The following is a 16,324-nucleotide window of genomic DNA, read 5'->3' on the forward strand; positions in this document are numbered from 1 at the left end:
GCCGCCGCGAAGGCCGAGAAGAAGCGGCGCCGCCTCATCAGCGGGCCCGGCATGCTACTGGTGTGGCTGTACGGCGTGATGGTCGTCGGCGCGGTGTCGCGGTCGGCCGTGCAGATCTCCACGGAGTTCGACAAGGCGCCGCTGGCGTACTCGCTGTCGGCGGTGGCGGGACTCGTGTACGCGTTCATCACGTACTCGCTGGTGCGCGGCGGGGACACGGCGCGCAGGGCCGCGTTCGTGTGCTGTGCCCTGGAGTTGGCGGGCGTCCTGATCGTCGGTACGTGGACGCTGGTGGAGCCGTCCGCGTTCCCGGACGCGACCGTGTGGTCGGACTTCGGGGTCGGCTATCTGTTCATCCCCGTACTGCTGCCGCTGAGCGCGATGTACTGGCTGCGCAAGGGCGTGCTGCAGCGACAGCAGCCGGGGAACTGACCGACAAGCCCTAGGCGCTCGCCGCGAAGGCGTTCGCCTCGGTGTCCTTGGCGAGCGTCACCACGGTCAGGCGCTCGTCGACGCGCTCGGTCGACACGGGCGCGTAGCCGTGCTGGCGGTACAGGCGCAGGTTGTGGTCGCTGCGGTGGCCGGTGAACAGCTGGAAGCGCTTGGCGGTGCCCGCCGCGCCCAGCTGGGCCTCCACGGCGGAGAGCAGCCGGCCGCCCAGACCGTGGCGTTGCATGCGCGGGTGGACGATCAGCTTGTTGATGTGCGCCGTGCCGGCGGCGTCGACCGTGCCGCGCACGGACGCGACCACCTCGTCGCCGAGGCGTGCCACGAGCACGGTGCCGCTGGTGAGTTCGGCCCTCACGGAGTCCAGGGACTGTGTGAGCGGCTCGATCGAGTAGTCCCCGTAGAGCTGCGCCTCGCTCTGGTAGCAGAGGTACTGGAGCTTCAGAATCTGCTCGGCATCCGCTTCGGTCGCCGCAGAGATGGTCACGCTCATGCCCATGTGTGCATGCCTCCCGCTCACCTGTTCGCCGGTTGTCCTTCACCCTTTTCCCCGACGGGCCGTGAGCGCAACCTCGGAGGGCAGGATTCTGCGCAGGCAACCCAGACATCTGGAACGTTCCGGCCCAAGGCTGCCCTGTGAGATACCCAACTCACCCGCGATCTCACGGTAAGTGAGGTCTTGCGGGGACAGCAGGGCGGCGATGAGGCGCGGACAGCGGCCCGGCAGCCGGCTCACCGCACGGCGCAGCGCCCGGTCGCGTTCGTGGGCGAGCGCACGGCGCTCCGGGTCCACCGCGGCCGGATCGGCGGCGGCCGTAAGCCCGTACGGCTGCTCGCGCAGCGCCGTGCGCCGCTGGATCCTGGCCTCGGCGCCGACCGCCTCGCGGAGCCAGGCGGCGGGGTCGGCCGGCGGGCCCTGGGTGCGGAGGTGTTCGAGCAGGCGCACCCAGACCGCCTGTTCGAGGTCGCCGGGGTCGCCGGCCGCGCCCGGCAGTTCGGCCCGGACCTCGGCCGCGAGCAGCGGGCGCAGGGCGGTGATCACGCTGTCGTACGTCATGTACGGCGGGACGGGGCCGCCCCGGCGGCCGGTTGCCGGGGCGGCCGGGTCTCACTCCAACCGGCGTGCGGGGATCACCCGTTGACGAAGTCCTCGCGCGCGAGGAGTGCCGTGTCGCAGTTGTCCGAGAAGATGCCGTCGATGCCGGTCCCGTAGTACGCCTTGAAGGCGCCGAACGCGTCGCCGTACGCGTTCGGGTCCGTGCCCTTCTTGAAGTCGGCCGGCAGGAAGGTGTTCTCGTTGCGCATCGTGTACGGGTGCAGGATCAGGCCCGCCTTGTGCGCGTCCCTGACCAGCGTCGTGGACTCGAGGAGCTTGCCGTTCGCGTCCTTCGGGATGATCAGGTCGAGCGTCGGCCCGATGCCGTTCGCGTACGACGCGATCTCCGCGAGGCCCTTGGGCGTGATCAGGTCGGCGACGGTGCGCGGGTCGCCGCTGTCCACGAAGTCGTACGGGCGGGACTTCGCCGTGGACAGCAGGACCGCGAGCGGGTTGTCGACCAGCTTGTTCATGCGCTGGATGCTCGTCGGCTCGAAGGACTGGATGATGACGGGCGAGTTCTTCCGGTGCAGTCCGTGGGCGCGCAGCACCTTGGCGAGGCGCTCCTCCAGACCGAGGTTCTGCTTGCGGAAGTAGGTGGGGTGCTTGAGCTCGGGGTAGATCCACACCTCGCGGCCGAGCTTCTTGCTCTGCTGGGCGCGCCAGCGCAGCACCTCCTCGAAGGTGGGGATCTCCCAGCGGCCGTCGTAGATCGTGTTGTGCTGGCGGGTGCCCGGGATGCGCTCCTTGGCGCGCAGCGTCTTCAGCTCGGCGAGCGTGAAGTCCTCGGTGAACCAGCCGGTGGTGGCCACCCCGTCGAGGCTCTTGGTCGTCCTGCGTTCGGCGAACTCGGGATGGTCCGACACATTGGTCGTGCCCCCGATTTCCGGTTCGTGACGGCATACGAGATGCCCGTCCTTGGTCGGGCAGAGGTCGCCGGCCTCGATGATGTGCGCGCCCATGTCGAGCGCCAGCTGGTACGAGCCGAGGGTGTGCTCCGGCCGGTAGCCGCTGGTGCCGCGGTGCGCGATGACCGTGGGCACGGGGAGGCCCGCGAGGCCCTTGTTCATGTTATTCGCGCCACTTTCCCTGTCGGCGGCTCTCGCCGTGCCGGCCGCCCCGAGTGCGGTCGCGCTCGCGCCGAGGACGGCCGCGCCGAGCAGCGAGCGGCGGCCGAGCGCCGCCGCGGTCCGTGCCGGCCGCGCCCCCTGTGCGGCCTGTGAATTCTCGTTCCCCTTGTTCCCCATGAAGCACTCCTCCCACCAAGTACTGCCTTGCACCTGTCAAAGCGAGACCGATCGTAGGGGTGGGGAAGTGACGAGTGGGAGACCTCGGACGGAACGTCGGGGTGATGCGGCATGGCGTCCGGGCGTTGCACGGACATCAACGGGGCGCAAACTTCGGTCAACTCCGCGTATCCAGTCGGTGAACCCGATGTGCAACGGGTACTCGTGCGCGAGTATCGTCCTCACCTGCACAGACACCTTGACATTCATTCCTTGACATCGGAGGGCTCGTTGTCCCGCTTCGCGCTCATCAAGGCAGTGCTCGGTCCGATCATGCGCCTGATGTTCCGCCTACGTGTGGAAGGCGCAGAGAAGATTCCGGGGAACGGTCCCGTCATTCTGGCGGGCAACCACCTGACGTTCATCGACTCGATGCTCCTGCCGCTCGTCTGTGACCGTCAGGTCTTCTTCATCGGCAAGGACGAGTACGTCACCGGAAAGTCCCTCAAGGGCCGCCTCATGGCGTGGTTCTTCACCGGGGTCGGCATGATTCCGGTCGACCGCGACGGGGCCAACGGTGGTGTGGCCGCGCTGATGACCGGCCGCCGGGTCCTCGAGGAGGGCAACATCTTCGGGATCTATCCCGAGGGCACGCGCTCCCCCGACGGCCGCCTGTACCGCGGTCGGACCGGTATCGCCCGGCTGACGCTGATGACGGGTGCGCCCGTCGTTCCCTTCGCCATGATCGGCACGGACAAGTTGCAGCCCGGGGGTGCGGGGATTCCGCGGCCGGGCAAAGTGACGGTGCGGTTCGGTGAGCCGATGGAGTTCTCCCGCTACGACGGGATGGGGCGTGACCGGTACGTCCTGCGGGCCGTGACGGACTCGGTCATGACCGAGGTGATGCGGCTCTCGGGTCAGGAATACGTCGACATGTACGCCTCGAAGGCGAAGGCGGCTTAGCCGCTGTTACGGGGCGTGGGCCCGGCCGACCGGATCTCTCCGGCCGACCGGGCCTTTTTGCTGCGCCGGGGCCCGGGCCGACTCCTCGTTGCGCCGCACCGGGGGCCGCCCTGCCCACCCTGCCGCCCAAGGCGGCAGATTGCCCAAGGCGGGACGGCACCTTCAAGCCCCGCCGCGGGTGGGCAAATCAAGCCCCTGCGGCGATTGAGCAGCGGGGGCCGGGGCGGAGCCCCGTAGCCGGACGGGTCACTGTTCCAGGCGCTGGCCGCGCAGGAGGAACCACGCCGCCACCGACGTGGCCAGAAGCACCACCGCGCCGACACCCGCCGCGACCTGAAGACCGTCCACGAAGGCCGACTGCGCCCCGGCGAGAAGCGCGTCCGCCTGCCCGGCCGGCAGGCCACCCGCCGCCTCGACCGCCCCGCCCAGCGAATCGTGCGCCGCCACCGCGACATCCTCCGGCGTACCCGCCGGAACCGTGAAGCCCGAGTACACCCCGGTCACGATCGAGCCGAGCAGCGCGATACCGAGCGCCGTACCGAGTTCGTACGCCGTCTCGGACACCGCGGAGGCCGCCCCCGCCTGTTCCTTGGGCACGCTGGACAGGATCACGTCGGCCGTCACGGTGAACGAGAAGCCCGCGCCGATTCCGACGACGAGCAGCACCGCGCCCAGCAGCGGATACCCGGTCGACTGGCTCAGCGTGGTGAGCGCGGCGAGGGCCAGGCCCACCGCCGCGAGCCCGCCCGCGACCACGGCACGTACCGAGAAGCGCCGCGCCACCGTACCGGCGATCAGACCGGCCACCACCGCACCGACCGCCGCCGGGAGTTCGGCGAGCCCCGCCTCGAACGGCGCACGCCCCTGGACCAGTTGCAGGAACTGGGAAAGGAAGAAGACCAGCCCCGCGAGGCCGAGGATTGTCAGGAGGTCCGCGAGCACCGCGCCCGAGAAGCCGCGGTGATGGAACAGCCGCATGTCCAACAGCGGTGCTTCAAGAGAGAGTTGGCGCCGGACGAACCAGACGAGCGCAGCCACACCGAGTACCGCCGACACCCCCACGCCGACCCCGAAGCCGTGCGCCGCCGCCTCCTTCACCGCGTAGACGACACCGATCATGCCGACGAGGGACAGCACCACGCTCAGCAGGTCCCAGGGCCCCGGCACCGGGTTCTTCGACTCGGGGATGAGCTTCGCGCCGACGACCACCAGGATCGCCATCACGGGCAGGTTGATGAGGAAGACCGAGCCCCACCAGAAGTGTTCGAGGAGGAACCCGCCGACGACCGGACCGACCGCCGCACCCGCCGAGGCCATGGCACCCCAGATACCGATGGCCAGCGAACGCTCGCGCGGGTCGTGGAAGATGTTCCGGATCAGGGCGAGCGTGGAGGGCATCAGGGTCGCGCCCGCGACACCCAGCAGGGCGCGCGCCAGGATCATCAACTCCGGCGTCGTCGCGTACGCGTTGAGGACGGAGACCGCGCCGAAGGCGACCGCTCCCACGAGGAGCAGCTTCTTGCGGCCGATGCGGTCGCCGAGGCTGCCCATCGAGACGAGCAGTCCGGCGATGACGAACGAGTAGACGTCGCCGATCCAGAGCAGCTGCGTGCCGGAGGGCTTCAGGTCCTCACTGATGTACGGGGTCGCGAGGCCGAGGACGGTCGCGTCGACGGCGACGAGCAGCACGGCCAGCACGAGGACGGAGAGGGCGAGCCACCGCGCGGGACGGGACTCCACCACCTCCGCCGCAGGGGTGCGCTGTGGTGTGCTGGTCATGGTTCCACTCTCCGAAGTGCGCCGCCGAGCAGCAGCTCGACGATCATGAATTGGAAGTCCTTGGCCGCGACGCGGCCGTCCTGCACCGCCCAGGCGCCGCTGCCGATGAGGCCGTAGAGCGCCTCGGTCAGCCAGGCGGGTGTCAGGTCGATCCGGAACTCGCCCGCTTCCTGTCCACGCCGGAACAGCGCTTCGATGCGGGCGTCCAGGCGGGCCCAGCCCTCGTTCTGCTGCTCGCCCTCGAAGAGCTGGTTCTCGGTGACGAGGAAGGCGAGCAGCGGCGCCGCCGGTTCGACCTCGCGGATGAGGGCGCGCAGGCCGTCCGCGGCCCGGCGGTCGTCGAGCCCGGCGCGGTCGAGCGCCGCTTCGCACTCGGCGAGGCCGAGCTCCTCGAGCGCGCGGACCAGCGCGTCCCGGCCCGCGAACTGGCGGTGCAGGGTCGCACGGCTGATGCCGGCGGCCCGCGCCACCTCGTCCATGGTGGCCGTGGACTTGCGGGTGAGCAGGGCTGCGGCACTGTGGAGCACCTGGGCACGATCGACTGGCATGAGACGAGGGTACATCAAGTGAGACATAAACGTCTCACAAGAGGCTTGCCCGTCTCCGGTGGCCGGCCTCCTCACCCAGTGTTACGACTGTCGGGACGTCCGACTCTCGGGAGGTACCGGCATGGGGTGCTGCATCTTCGCGGCGATGGCCGCCATCGGGCCGCGCGTGGCCCTGGTGATCACGTGGCTGTTCACCAACCTTGTGGACCGCGCCTTCAACGGCGTGCTGCTGCCGCTCATCGGCCTGATCCTGCTGCCCTGGACGACCCTGGGCTACGTCATCGCCTACGCGCCCGTGGTCGGTGTCCGCGGGATCGGCTGGGTCGTGATCATCTTTGGCCTGCTGCTCGACCTGTCGAGCTACGGAGGCGGGGCGCGGGCGCGCCGCTGACGCCCCGGCCCGCGCTCGACCCACGGACGACAGACGCACACCGAAGGGCCCGGCCCGTCCACGGATGGACGAACCGGGCCCTTCGGTGTGCGTGCGGGGTTACTTCTTCGCGTCGGCCCAGGTCCGCTGCACCGACAGGTCCTGCTTGACCTCGGCGAGCTGGACGGCGACCGCGCTCGGCGCCGTGCCGCCGCGGCCCGAGCGGGAGGCCAGGGCGCCCGGAACGTTGAGCACCGTGCGGACCTCGGGGCTGAGGTGCTCGGAGATCTTGGCGAACTGCTCGTCCGTGAGGTCGTCGAGCTCCTTGCTCTCGGACTCCGCGACCTTGACGCACTCGCCCGCGACATCGTGCGCCACACGGAACGGCACGCCCTGCTTGACCAGCCACTCGGCGATGTCCGTGGCGAGCGAGAAGCCGGCCGGGGCCAGCTCCTCCATGCGCTCCCGGTTGACCGTGAGCGTCGCCATCATGCCGGTGAACGCCGGGAGCAGCAGAGCCAATTGGTCGCAGGAGTCGAAGACCGGCTCCTTGTCCTCCTGGAGGTCACGGTTGTACGCGAGCGGCAGCGCCTTGAGCGTCGCCATCAGGCCCGTGAGGTTGCCGATGAGGCGGCCCGACTTGCCGCGCGCCAGCTCCGCGATGTCCGGGTTCTTCTTCTGCGGCATGATCGACGAGCCGGTGGAGAAGGCGTCGTGGAGCGTGACGAAGGAGAACTCCTTCGTGTTCCACAGGATGATCTCCTCGGCGATCCGCGAGATGTTCACGCCGATCATCGCAGTGATGAAGGTGAACTCGGCGACGAAGTCGCGGGAGGCCGTGCCGTCGATGGAATTGGCGGAGCTGCCGTGCTCGAAGCCGAGGTCCCGCGCCACCGCCTCCGGGTCGAGACCGAGGCTGCTGCCGGCCAGGGCGCCGGAGCCGTACGGCGAAACCGCCGTCCGCTCGTCCCACTGGCGCAGCCGCTCCGCGTCCCGGGACAGGGACTGGACGTGCGCCAGGACGTGGTGCGCGAAGAGCACGGGCTGGGCGTGCTGGAGGTGCGTACGGCCGGGCATCGCGGTGTCCGGGTGCGCCTCGGCGAGGCCGACGAGGGCCTCCTGGAGGTCGGCGATGAGGCCGCCGATGACGCGGGCCTCGTCGCGCAGGTACATCCGGAAGAGCGTCGCCACCTGGTCGTTGCGCGAGCGGCCCGCGCGCAGCTTGCCGCCGAGGTCCGGGCCGAGACGCTCCAGGAGGCCGCGCTCCAGGGCGGTGTGCACGTCCTCGTCGGCGATCGTGCCGACGAAGGAGCCGTCCGCGACGTCCGTCTCCAGCTGGTCGAGGCCGGCGATCATGCGGGTCAGCTCATCCTCGGTGAGCAGGCCCGCCTTGTTCAGCACGCGCGCGTGGGCACGGGAGCCCGCGATGTCGTACGGGGCGAGGCGCCAGTCGAAGTGGACGGAGGCGGAGAGTTTCGCCAGGGCCTCGGCCGGGCCGTCGGCGAACCGGCCGCCCCAGAGGCGGACATCGCCGGTGTTGCTGCTCACGTGCTCTGCTCCTCGGGCCGGTGGATCTGAATGCCGGTGCGTTTGTCGCTGTGCATGATTATGCAGGGTGCTGCATGTTTCGTCAATCGCCCTGGGTGACCGGCCTGGGCGTCGGCGCCGCGGACGGCACGCATGACGGTCCGGATGCGTGGTACCCGGCGGTGTCGTGATCGAGCGGCTCGGCGCCCCGACGCGCACCCGCGCCCTGGTCGGCATGGGCGCCGGTGGGCTCTCACTCTCCCTCGCTCCCGTCCTCATCGACCTCTCCGGCACGTCTCCGGGCACGGCCTCGCACCTGCGCTGCGCGCCGGCCCTGCCGCTGCTCGCCCTGCTTTGCGTGCCGGAGCGGCGCAGGGAGGGGCCGCCGGGCGCCCGCCATCTCGTGCTCGCGGCGGCGGCCGGAGCACTGTTCGCGGGCGACATGCTGCTGTGGACCCGGTCGGCGCCGAGCCGCTCCTGGGCACCGTGCACGCGCTGCTCGCCGCGCTCTGCTACTCGGGGTTCCTCTTCCTGCGGCGCGGCGGGCTCTCCGGGCAGGTGCGGCAGACGCACCTGCCCGTCACCGCGTCCGCGACCCTCGTCTCGCTGGGGGCCGGGGCGCTGTGGTCCGGCGTCGAGTTCGCGCCGGGGTGGGCCGCCGTCGGGTGGCTGGCCGGGGCCTCGCTGACCAGCGGCGTGACCGGCCGGCTGCTCGTCGCGGTGCACTCCCCTCGGCTGGCGAGCCATGTCGGCGCCGTGCTGCTCCTGCTCACTCCGGTGGGCGCGCTCGTCTGCGGTGCCGCGGCCCTCGGCGAACGTCCCGCACCGCTCCAACTCGCGGGCTGCGCACTGCTGTTGACCGTCGGATATTTCGCCGTGCGGACACCCACCACGCAAGAGACGCGAACGGGGCATGATCCCGGTATGGGAAAAAGTCATGAACGCATAGAGGGTCGACTGCGCACGTTCATCGAGGACCAGCCGGTCTTCTTCACCGCCACCGCCCCGCTCTCCGACGACGGGACGGTCAACCTCTCCCCCAAGGGCCTCAAGGGCTCCTTCGCGGTGCTCGACGAACGGACCGTCGCGTACCTGGACTTCGCCGGCTCCAACGCGGAGACCATCGCCCATCTGCGCGAGAACGGCCGGATCACGTTGATGTGGTGCGCGTTCCAGGGCCCGCCGAACATCGTCCGGGTGCACGGCCGCGGCGAGCCCGTGTTCCGCGACGACCCGCGCTTCGCCGGCCTGGTCGCCCGCTTCCCGGACATCGACCCGACCCGCAACGGCCTGCGGGCGGTCATCGTCGTGCACGCCGAACACATCCGCGACACCTGCGGCTACGCCGTGCCCTTCATGACGTACGACGAGGACCGAGACCTGCACGGCAAGCGGTTCGCGCGGGAGGACGACGCCGGGCTCGACGCGTACTTCCAGAAGAAGGAGCACATCGCGGAGAGCCTGGACGGCCTGCCCGGGCTGCCGTTGCCGCTGCCGCCCGCTACGTTCTGACCCATGCGCCCCTTTCGAGCAGGTATCGCCACCGCCGTCGCCGCCTGCGCCGCCCTCGGTGCGGCCCCCTCCGCCTCCGCCGCTCCCGCCGCCGACCCGCTGCCCGCCCGCATGGCGGACACCGGCGGCGGCCGCCAGCTGATCACCGCGCAAGCACCCCGCACGTCGTCGACCACGGGCACCGTCACGTGGTGGGACCGGGACGCGAGCGGCCGCTGGGTGAAAGCCGGTTCGGCGCCCGCGCGGTTCGGGGCGAAGGGGCTCGTGGCGGGCGCCAAGCGCAAACAGAGCACCAACACGACACCGACCGGCATCTACGACCTGCCCTTCGCGTTCGGCGTCGAGGCGGCGCCCGAGGGCACCACGACGACGTACCGACGTGTGCACCGCGACTCCTGGTGGTGCCAGGACAACGCCTCCCGCTCGTACAACCGCTGGACCGAGCCGCGCCCCCGCGACTGCCGCGCCGCCGAGTCCGAGCACCTGGCCGACTACGCGACGCAGTACGCGCACGCGCTCGTGGTCGGCTTCAACTACCACCGCCCCGTGCACGGCCGCGGCGCCGGAATCTTCCTGCACGTCAACGGACGCGGGGCCACGGCCGGCTGCGTGTCCGTACCGAAGGACGCGATGCGCCGGATCCTGACGTGGGTGCGCCCCGACCGGTCCCCGCACCTCGCGATCGGGACGGCGGGCGGCGCCACGGCGCTGTCCCGTGTAAGGACCACATAACGAGACGGGGTTGCGCGCGTTCGGCGCGGGGGCGTTGCATCGCCCGGTGCGAAGCGAATCCGAACAGACGTCCCCCGCCTCCCCCGAAGCGGACACCGCGGCCGAGACCACGGCCGGGACCGCAGGCGAGGCAGCCGCGGAAAACGGGGCCACCGACCGCGCCGCCCGACTCGCGGTCACCGTCTTCCCCGTACTGGTCCTCGTCGCGGGCGCCTGGGGGCTCACCTCCCCCGGCACCTTCGCGGGTTGGGGCACGAACGTGCCCTATCTGCTGGGCGTCGTGATGTTCTGCATGGGCCTCACCATGACGCTCACGGACTTCAAGGGTGTCGCGCAGCGGCCCTGGGCCGTGGGGCTCGGCCTCGTCGCGCACTACGTGATCATGCCGGGGCTCGGCTGGGCCATCGCCCACGCGCTGGGCCTGTCCCCGCAGTTGGCGGCCGGTGTCATCCTCGTCGGCTGCGCGCCCAGCGGCACCGCGTCCAACGTCGTGACCTATCTGGCGCGCGGCGACGTCGCCCTGTCGGTGTCCGTGGCGACCGTCTCCACGGTGCTCGCCCCGCTCATCACGCCGCCCCTGACGCTGCTGCTCGCGGGCGCGTACCTGCCGGTGGACGCCGGGTCGATGATGACGGACATCCTCAAGACCGTGCTGCTGCCGGTGATCGCGGGCCTGGTCGTGCGTCTCGTGCTCGGCCGGTACGTGGACCGGCTCCTCAAGGTGCTGCCCTGGCTGTCCGCGCTGACCATCGCCGTGATCGTGGCCGTGGTGGTGGCGGGCAGCGCCGACGCCATCAAGTCGGCCGCCGCCCTCGTCGTGGTCGCGGTGGTGCTGCACAACGGTCTCGGGCTCGCGCTCGGCTACAGCGCCGGAAAGCTCGGCCGGCTCGGCAAGCCCGCGTCGCGCGCCATGGCCTTCGAGGTCGGCATGCAGAACTCGGGCCTCGCGGCGTCCCTGGCCACGGCCCACTTCAGCCCGCTGGCCGCGCTGCCCGCCGCCGTCTTCTCCGTCTGGCACAACGTGTCGGGCGCGCTGGTCGCGGCGTGGATGTCGTACCGGGCGCGGCGCGCGGAGGCCTCGGCCGCGGAGGCCACCAGCTCGTAGACGCGTATGCGAAGGGGGCGGGTACCGGCCGGTACCCGCCCCCTTCGCATACGGGCAGCGCTCAGTGCTCGTTCTGCGCCAGGCGGAGCATGTGGTCGGCCAGGGACTGGCCGCCCGCCGGGTCCCGGCTGATCAGCATCACCGTGTCGTCGCCCGCGATCGTGCCGAGGATCACGTGCAGTTCGGCCTGGTCGATCGCGGAGGCGAGGAACTGGGCCGCGCCCGGCGGCGTGCGCAGCACCACCAGATTCGCCGAGGCCTCCGCCGAGATGAGCAGCTCGCCGGCCAAGCGGCGCATCCGCTCCTCCTTGGCCGATTCGCCGAGCGGGGCCTGGGGGGTGCGGAAGCCGCCCTCGCTGGGCACGGCGTAGATCAGCTCACCACCGGTGTTGCGGATCTTGACCGCGCCCAGCTCGTCCAGGTCGCGGGAGAGCGTCGCCTGCGTGACCGTGAGGCCGTCGTCGGACAGCAGCTTGGCCAACTGGCTCTGGGAACGCACCGGTTGACGGTTGAGGATGTCCACTATGCGGCGGTGTCGCGCGGCGCGGGTCTGCGGCACCGCTGCCGCCGCCGCGTGCGCGAGGTTGGTGGCCGCGGCTACGTCTCTCTCCGCTTTGCTGCTCATCGTCGTCCCATTCCTCAGGCTCGTCCTTCGTCCTCGGCGGCCGTGTCCAGTACGGCGGGCAGCGCCGCGAGGAACGCGTCCGCCTCGGCGTCGCTCAGGTTCAGCGGCGGCATGAGCCGGACGACGTCGGGTGCGGGCGCGTTCACCAGGAAGCCCGCGTCCTGGGCCGCCTGCTGCACCTGCGGTGCGCGCGGCCCGGTGAGCACGATACCCAGCAGCAGGCCCGCGCCCCTGACATGGCCGACCAGCGGGTGGCCGAGGGCCTCGACGCCGGCCTTGATGCGCTCGCCGACGGCCTTGGTGTTCTCCAGGAGGCCGTCGCCCGCGATGGTGTCGAGGACGGCGAGGCCCGCCGCGCACGCGATCGGATTGCCGCCGAACGTCGTGCCGTGCTGTCCGGGCTTGAGGAGCTTCGCGGTCTCGCCGAAGGCGATGGTGGCGCCGAGCGGGAGGCCGCCACCGAGGCCCTTGGCGAGCGTCACGACGTCGGGGTCGATGCCCTCCTCCGCCTGGTACGCGAACCAGTGCCCGGTCCGGCCGACGCCCGTCTGCACCTCGTCGAGCACGAGCAGGGTGCCGGTGGCGCGGGTGATCTCGCGGGCCGCCTTCAGGTAGCCGGCCGGGGGCACCACCACGCCGTTCTCACCCTGGATCGGCTCGATGATGACGAAGGCCGTCTCCTCGGTGACCGCGGCCCTGAGCGCGTCCACGTCCCCGTACGGCACGTGCGTGACGTCGCCGGGCATCGGCGTGAAGCCGTCCTGCTTGCCGGGCTGGCCGGTGAGCGCGAGGGAGCCCATCGTGCGGCCGTGGAAGCCGCCGGTCGTGGCGACCATGTGCGTCCGGCCCGTGAGCCGGCCGATCTTGAACGCGCCCTCGTTGGCCTCGGCGCCCGAGTTGCAGAAGAAGACCGCGCCGTCCCGGCCGAAGAGCTGGAGCAGCCGCTCGGCGAGCGCGACCGGCGGTTCGGCCACGAAGAGGTTCGAGACGTGACCGAGGGAGGCGATCTGCGTGGAGACGGCGTCGACGATCGCCGGGTGGGCGTGGCCGAGCGCATTGACCGCGATGCCGCCGACGAAGTCCAGGTACTCCTTGCCGTCGGCGTCCCACAGCTTGGCGCCCGCGCCCTTGACCAGCGGCAGCCGCGGGGTGCCGTAGTTGTTCATCAGGGCGCCCTGCCAGCGCTCCGTCAACTCCTGGTTGGTGGTCACGAGTTGTCCTCCCCCTCGGTATCGCCCTCTGTGTCGCCCTCTTGGTCGGCGATGACCATCGTGCCGATGCCTTCGTCGGTGAAGATCTCCAGCAGGATCGAGTGCTGGACCCGCCCGTCGATGACGCGGGCCGTGTGCACGCCGTTGCGCACGGCATGCAGGCAGCCCTCCATCTTCGGGACCATGCCGCTCGCCAGCTCCGGGAGCAGCTTCTCGAGTTCGGTGGCGGTGAGCCGACTGATGACCTCGTCGGAGTTCGGCCAGTCCTCGTAGAGGCCCTCGACGTCGGTCAGCACCATCAGCGTCTCGGCGTCCAGCGCAGCAGCGAGTGCCGCAGCCGCCGTATCAGCATTGACGTTGTAGACATGCGAGTCGTCCTGGGAACGGGCGATCGAGGAGACGACCGGGATCCGGCCGTCGGCGAGCAGGGCCTCGATGGCGCCGGTGTCGATCTCGGTGATCTCCCCGACGCGGCCGATGTCGACCAGCTCGCCCTCGATGCGGGGCTGGTGCTTGGTGGCGGTGATGGTGTGCGCGTCCTCGCCGGTGATGCCGACGGCGAGCGGCCCGTGCTGGTTGAGCAGGCCGACCAGCTCGCGCTGCACCTGTCCGGCGAGCACCATCCGTACGACGTCCATGGCGTCCTCGGTGGTGACCCGAAGGCCCGCCTTGAACTCGCTGACGATGCCGTGCCGGTCGAGCGCCCTGCTGATCTGCGGGCCGCCGCCGTGCACCACGACGGGCTTGAGCCCCGCGTGGTGCAGGAAGACGACGTCCTGTGCGAAGGCGGCCTTCAGGTCCTCGTCGATCATGGCGTTGCCGCCGAACTTGATGACGACCGTCTTGCCGTTGTGCCGGGTCAGCCAGGGCAGCGCCTCGATGAGCGTCTGGGCCTTGGGCAGCGCGGTGTGCTTGCGCGCACCGGTCGCCTTGGTCTCCTTCGGCTCGCCGGGCTCGCCGGCCGCTGTGGTCTCGCTCATGAGGAGTACGCGCTGTTCTCGTGGACGTAGTCGGCGGTCAGGTCGTTGGTCCAGATCGTCGCGGTCTCGGTGCCCGCGGCGAGGTCGGCGGTGACGACGACCTCCCGGTAGCGCATGTCGACCTTGTCGCGGTCCTCGCCGACCCCGCCGTTCTTGCAGACCCATACGCCGTTGATCGCGACGTTCAGCTCGTCCGGCTCGAAGGTGGCCTTCGTGGTGCCGATGGCGGACAGGACCCGGCCCCAGTTGGGGTCCTCGCCGTGGATGGCGCACTTGAGGAGGTTGTTCCGGGCGATGGAGCGGCCGACCTCGACGGCCTCGTCCTCGCTCGCGGCGTTGACCACCTCGACCTTGATGTCCTTGCTGGCGCCCTCGGCGTCGCCGATGAGCTGCCGGCCGAGGTCGTCGCAGACGAGGCGCACGGCGTTGGCGAACTCCTCGTACTGAGGGGTGACTTCGGCGGCGCCGGAGGCGAGCAGCAGCACCGTGTCGTTCGTGGACATGCAGCCGTCGGAGTCGACCCGGTCGAAGGTGACGCGGGTGGCGTCGCGCAGCGCCTTGTCGAGGGTCTCGCTGTCGAGGTCGGCGTCCGTGGTGAGGACGACCAGCATCGTGGCGAGGCCGGGAGCCAGCATGCCGGCGCCCTTGGCCATGCCGCCGACGGTCCAGCCCTCGCCCTGGTGCACCGCCGTCTTGTGCACGCTGTCGGTGGTCTTGATGGCGATGGCGGCCTTCTCGCCGCCGTGCTCGGAGAGCTGGGACGCGGCCTTGTCCACGCCCGGCAGCACCTTGTCCATGGGCAGCAGCTCGCCGATGAGGCCGGTCGACGCGACGGCCACTTCCCCGGCGTTCAGCTCCAGCACCTCGGCAACCTTCTCGGCCGTCGCGTGCGTGTCCTGGAAGCCCTTGGGGCCCGTGCAGGCGTTGGCGCCACCGGAGTTGAGGACGACGGCGGAGACGAGGCCGCCCTTGAGGACCTGCTCGGACCACAGGACCGGGGCCGCCTTGACGCGGTTGGAGGTGAACACGCCCGCGGCCGCCAGGCGGGGGCCGCGGTTGACCACGAGGGCCAGGTCCGGGTTCCCGCTGTCCTTGATTCCGGCGGCGATGCCCGCGGCCTGGAATCCCTTGGCTGCCGTCACACTCACGGCGCGACTCCGATCGTCGAGAGCCCCGTGGTCTCGTCGAGACCGAGGGCGATGTTCATGGATTGAATGGCACCGCCGGCGGTGCCCTTGGTCAGGTTGTCGATGGCGCTGATCACGATGACGCGGCCGGCGGCTTCGTCGTACGCGACCTGGATCTGCGCGGCGTTCGACCCGTACACCGCGGCCGTCTGCGGCCACTGGCCCTCGGGCAGCAGGTGGACGAACGGCTCGTCGCCGTACGCCTTCTCGTACGCGGCCCGCACCTGGTCGGCGGTGACGCCCGGCTTCGCCTTCGCGCTGCACGTGGCGAGGATGCCGCGGGGCATCGGCGCGAGCGTCGGCGTGAAGGAGACGGAGACCCGCTCCCCCGCCGCCGCGCTGAAGTTCTGGATCATCTCGGGGGTGTGCCGGTGCCCGCCGCCCACGCCGTACGGCGACATGTTCCCCATGACCTCGCTGCCGAGCAGGTGCGGCTTGGCCGCCTTGCCCGCGCCGGAGGTGCCGGAGGAGGCGACAATCACTGCCTCGCTCTCCACGAGCCCCGCGGCGTACGCGGGGACGAGGGCGAGCGAGACGGCCGTCGGGTAGCAACCGGGCACCGCGATGCGCTTGGACCCCTCCAACGCGGCGCGGCCACCCGGCAGTTCGGGCAGGCCGTACGGCCAGGTGCCGGCGTGCGGGGAGCCGTAGAACGACTCCCAGTCGCCCGCGTCCTTGAGCCGGAAGTCGGCCCCCATGTCGACCACGAGGACGTCCGGGCCGAGCTGCTCGGCGACGGCGGCGGACTGCCCGTGCGGCAGCGCCAGGAAGACGACGTCGTGCCCGGCGAGCACCTCCGTCGCGGTCTCCTGGAGGACTCGGTCGGCGAGCGGGAAGAGGTGGGGCTGGAGGGAGCCCAGGCGCTGCCCCGCGTTCGAGTTGCCCGTCAGGGCGCCGATCTCCACCTCGGGGTGCGAGAGCAGCAGGCGCAGCACTTCGCCGCCCGCGTATCCACTCGCTCCCGCCACTGCTGCGCGTACCGCCATGGAACCCTCCTCTTGGATGGCATGACTATA

The 16,324-nt window shown here is 70.9% G+C and carries 17 protein-coding genes; 6 read left to right on the forward strand and 11 right to left on the reverse strand.

Annotation, left to right across the window (positions count from 1 at the left end; all coding sequences use genetic code 11):
• Window positions 1-51: 51 nt before the first annotated feature.
• Window positions 52-432 (forward strand): hypothetical protein, encoded by a 381-nt coding sequence (locus tag ACIA8D_RS11980; protein WP_385759879.1) that lies wholly within the window; start codon window positions 52-54, stop codon window positions 430-432.
• 10 nt (window positions 433-442) lie between these two features.
• On the opposite strand, the gene ACIA8D_RS11985 is transcribed toward ACIA8D_RS11980, so the two are convergent.
• From ACIA8D_RS11985 to ACIA8D_RS11995, 3 genes are all read right to left on the reverse strand, one after another.
• Complete coding sequence (locus tag ACIA8D_RS11985) at window positions 443-946, reverse strand: GNAT family N-acetyltransferase (protein WP_399231137.1); 504 nt, start codon at window positions 944-946, stop codon at window positions 443-445.
• 39 nt (window positions 947-985) lie between these two features.
• Window positions 986-1,504 carry an RNA polymerase sigma factor gene (locus tag ACIA8D_RS11990; RefSeq protein ID WP_399231139.1) on the reverse strand — a complete coding sequence of 173 codons (519 nt, stop codon included), beginning with the start codon at window positions 1,502-1,504 and terminating at the stop codon, window positions 986-988.
• A gap of 74 nt (window positions 1,505-1,578) precedes the next feature.
• Complete coding sequence (locus ACIA8D_RS11995) at window positions 1,579-2,790, reverse strand: glycerophosphodiester phosphodiesterase (RefSeq protein WP_399231142.1); 1,212 nt, start codon at window positions 2,788-2,790, stop codon at window positions 1,579-1,581.
• A gap of 252 nt (window positions 2,791-3,042) precedes the next feature.
• Here ACIA8D_RS11995 and ACIA8D_RS12000 point away from each other — a divergent pair, with 252 nt between their 5' ends.
• A complete protein-coding gene (locus tag ACIA8D_RS12000; RefSeq protein WP_399231144.1) occupies window positions 3,043-3,732 on the forward strand; it encodes a lysophospholipid acyltransferase family protein in 690 nt (229 codons plus the stop codon).
• A gap of 246 nt (window positions 3,733-3,978) precedes the next feature.
• Here the strand turns inward: ACIA8D_RS12000 and ACIA8D_RS12005 are convergent, their stop codons facing one another.
• Together ACIA8D_RS12005 and ACIA8D_RS12010 are read right to left on the reverse strand one after the other, a co-directional pair.
• A complete protein-coding gene (locus ACIA8D_RS12005) occupies window positions 3,979-5,511 on the reverse strand; it encodes an MFS transporter (protein ID WP_399231146.1) in 1,533 nt (510 codons plus the stop codon).
• The gene (locus ACIA8D_RS12010) at window positions 5,508-6,059 is read right to left on the reverse strand and encodes a TetR/AcrR family transcriptional regulator (protein WP_399231148.1); all 552 of its coding nucleotides are present in this window, start codon (window positions 6,057-6,059) and stop codon (window positions 5,508-5,510) included. Before ACIA8D_RS12010 ends, ACIA8D_RS12005 begins: the two co-directional genes overlap by 4 nt.
• A gap of 121 nt (window positions 6,060-6,180) precedes the next feature.
• Here ACIA8D_RS12010 and ACIA8D_RS12015 point away from each other — a divergent pair, with 121 nt between their 5' ends.
• Entirely contained in the window at window positions 6,181-6,450 is a 270-nt protein-coding gene (locus ACIA8D_RS12015) for a hypothetical protein (protein ID WP_399231150.1), read from the forward strand.
• 99 nt (window positions 6,451-6,549) lie between these two features.
• On the opposite strand, the gene argH is transcribed toward ACIA8D_RS12015, so the two are convergent.
• The gene (argH, locus tag ACIA8D_RS12020; protein WP_399231152.1) at window positions 6,550-7,977 is read right to left on the reverse strand and encodes an argininosuccinate lyase; all 1,428 of its coding nucleotides are present in this window, start codon (window positions 7,975-7,977) and stop codon (window positions 6,550-6,552) included.
• A gap of 903 nt (window positions 7,978-8,880) precedes the next feature.
• On the opposite strand from argH, the gene ACIA8D_RS12025 reads away from it, so the two are divergent.
• Genes ACIA8D_RS12025 through ACIA8D_RS12035 form a run of 3 tightly spaced genes read left to right on the forward strand, consistent with a single transcriptional unit; the run spans window position 8,881 to window position 11,305 of the window.
• A complete protein-coding gene (locus tag ACIA8D_RS12025; RefSeq protein ID WP_399231514.1) occupies window positions 8,881-9,468 on the forward strand; it encodes a pyridoxamine 5'-phosphate oxidase family protein in 588 nt (195 codons plus the stop codon).
• Between the two features lie 3 nt (window positions 9,469-9,471).
• Entirely contained in the window at window positions 9,472-10,200 is a 729-nt protein-coding gene (locus tag ACIA8D_RS12030) for a L,D-transpeptidase (RefSeq protein ID WP_399231153.1), read from the forward strand.
• Window positions 10,201-10,246: 46 nt separating this feature from the next.
• A complete protein-coding gene (locus tag ACIA8D_RS12035) occupies window positions 10,247-11,305 on the forward strand; it encodes a bile acid:sodium symporter family protein (protein ID WP_399231155.1) in 1,059 nt (352 codons plus the stop codon).
• Between the two features lie 61 nt (window positions 11,306-11,366).
• Here the strand turns inward: ACIA8D_RS12035 and ACIA8D_RS12040 are convergent, their stop codons facing one another.
• Genes ACIA8D_RS12040 through argC form a run of 5 tightly spaced genes read right to left on the reverse strand, consistent with a single transcriptional unit; the run spans window position 11,367 to window position 16,294 of the window.
• Window positions 11,367-11,930 (reverse strand): arginine repressor, encoded by a 564-nt coding sequence (locus tag ACIA8D_RS12040; RefSeq protein ID WP_385759794.1) that lies wholly within the window; start codon window positions 11,928-11,930, stop codon window positions 11,367-11,369.
• Window positions 11,931-11,944: 14 nt separating this feature from the next.
• The gene (locus tag ACIA8D_RS12045; RefSeq protein WP_399231157.1) at window positions 11,945-13,141 is read right to left on the reverse strand and encodes an acetylornithine transaminase; all 1,197 of its coding nucleotides are present in this window, start codon (window positions 13,139-13,141) and stop codon (window positions 11,945-11,947) included.
• Entirely contained in the window at window positions 13,138-14,121 is a 984-nt protein-coding gene (gene argB, locus ACIA8D_RS12050) for an acetylglutamate kinase (protein ID WP_399231159.1), read from the reverse strand. Before argB ends, ACIA8D_RS12045 begins: the two co-directional genes overlap by 4 nt.
• Window positions 14,118-15,269, reverse strand: coding sequence for a bifunctional glutamate N-acetyltransferase/amino-acid acetyltransferase ArgJ (gene argJ, locus ACIA8D_RS12055; RefSeq protein ID WP_399231161.1), 1,152 nt, complete (start codon window positions 15,267-15,269; stop codon window positions 14,118-14,120). The genes argB and argJ overlap by 4 nt, the downstream gene beginning before the upstream one ends.
• Window positions 15,266-16,294, reverse strand: a complete 1,029-nt coding sequence (argC, locus tag ACIA8D_RS12060) for an N-acetyl-gamma-glutamyl-phosphate reductase (protein ID WP_399231163.1) — start codon at window positions 16,292-16,294, stop codon at window positions 15,266-15,268. The genes argJ and argC overlap by 4 nt, the downstream gene beginning before the upstream one ends.
• Between the last annotated feature and the right edge of the window lie 30 nt (window positions 16,295-16,324).

It is taken from the genome of Streptomyces sp. NPDC051684, assembly GCF_044453445.1.
In the GTDB taxonomy this organism is placed as follows: Bacteria; Actinomycetota; Actinomycetes; order Streptomycetales; family Streptomycetaceae; genus Streptomyces.

Coding starts and splice junctions, on each gene's coding strand:
- ACIA8D_RS11980 (WP_385759879.1), top strand. CDS start 52: ATGCTACTGGTGTGGCTGTACGGCGTGATGGTCGTCGGCGCGGTGTCG.
- ACIA8D_RS11985 (WP_399231137.1), bottom strand. CDS start 946: ATGGGCATGAGCGTGACCATCTCTGCGGCGACCGAAGCGGATGCCGAG.
- ACIA8D_RS11990 (WP_399231139.1), bottom strand. CDS start 1,504: ATGACGTACGACAGCGTGATCACCGCCCTGCGCCCGCTGCTCGCGGCC.
- ACIA8D_RS11995 (WP_399231142.1), bottom strand. CDS start 2,790: ATGGGGAACAAGGGGAACGAGAATTCACAGGCCGCACAGGGGGCGCGG.
- ACIA8D_RS12005 (WP_399231146.1), bottom strand. CDS start 5,511: ATGACCAGCACACCACAGCGCACCCCTGCGGCGGAGGTGGTGGAGTCC.
- ACIA8D_RS12010 (WP_399231148.1), bottom strand. CDS start 6,059: ATGCCAGTCGATCGTGCCCAGGTGCTCCACAGTGCCGCAGCCCTGCTC.
- ACIA8D_RS12015 (WP_399231150.1), top strand. CDS start 6,181: ATGGGGTGCTGCATCTTCGCGGCGATGGCCGCCATCGGGCCGCGCGTG.
- ACIA8D_RS12025 (WP_399231514.1), top strand. CDS start 8,881: ATGGGAAAAAGTCATGAACGCATAGAGGGTCGACTGCGCACGTTCATC.
- ACIA8D_RS12030 (WP_399231153.1), top strand. CDS start 9,472: ATGCGCCCCTTTCGAGCAGGTATCGCCACCGCCGTCGCCGCCTGCGCC.
- ACIA8D_RS12040 (WP_385759794.1), bottom strand. CDS start 11,930: ATGAGCAGCAAAGCGGAGAGAGACGTAGCCGCGGCCACCAACCTCGCG.
- argB (WP_399231159.1), bottom strand. CDS start 14,121: ATGAGCGAGACCACAGCGGCCGGCGAGCCCGGCGAGCCGAAGGAGACC.
- argC (WP_399231163.1), bottom strand. CDS start 16,294: ATGGCGGTACGCGCAGCAGTGGCGGGAGCGAGTGGATACGCGGGCGGC.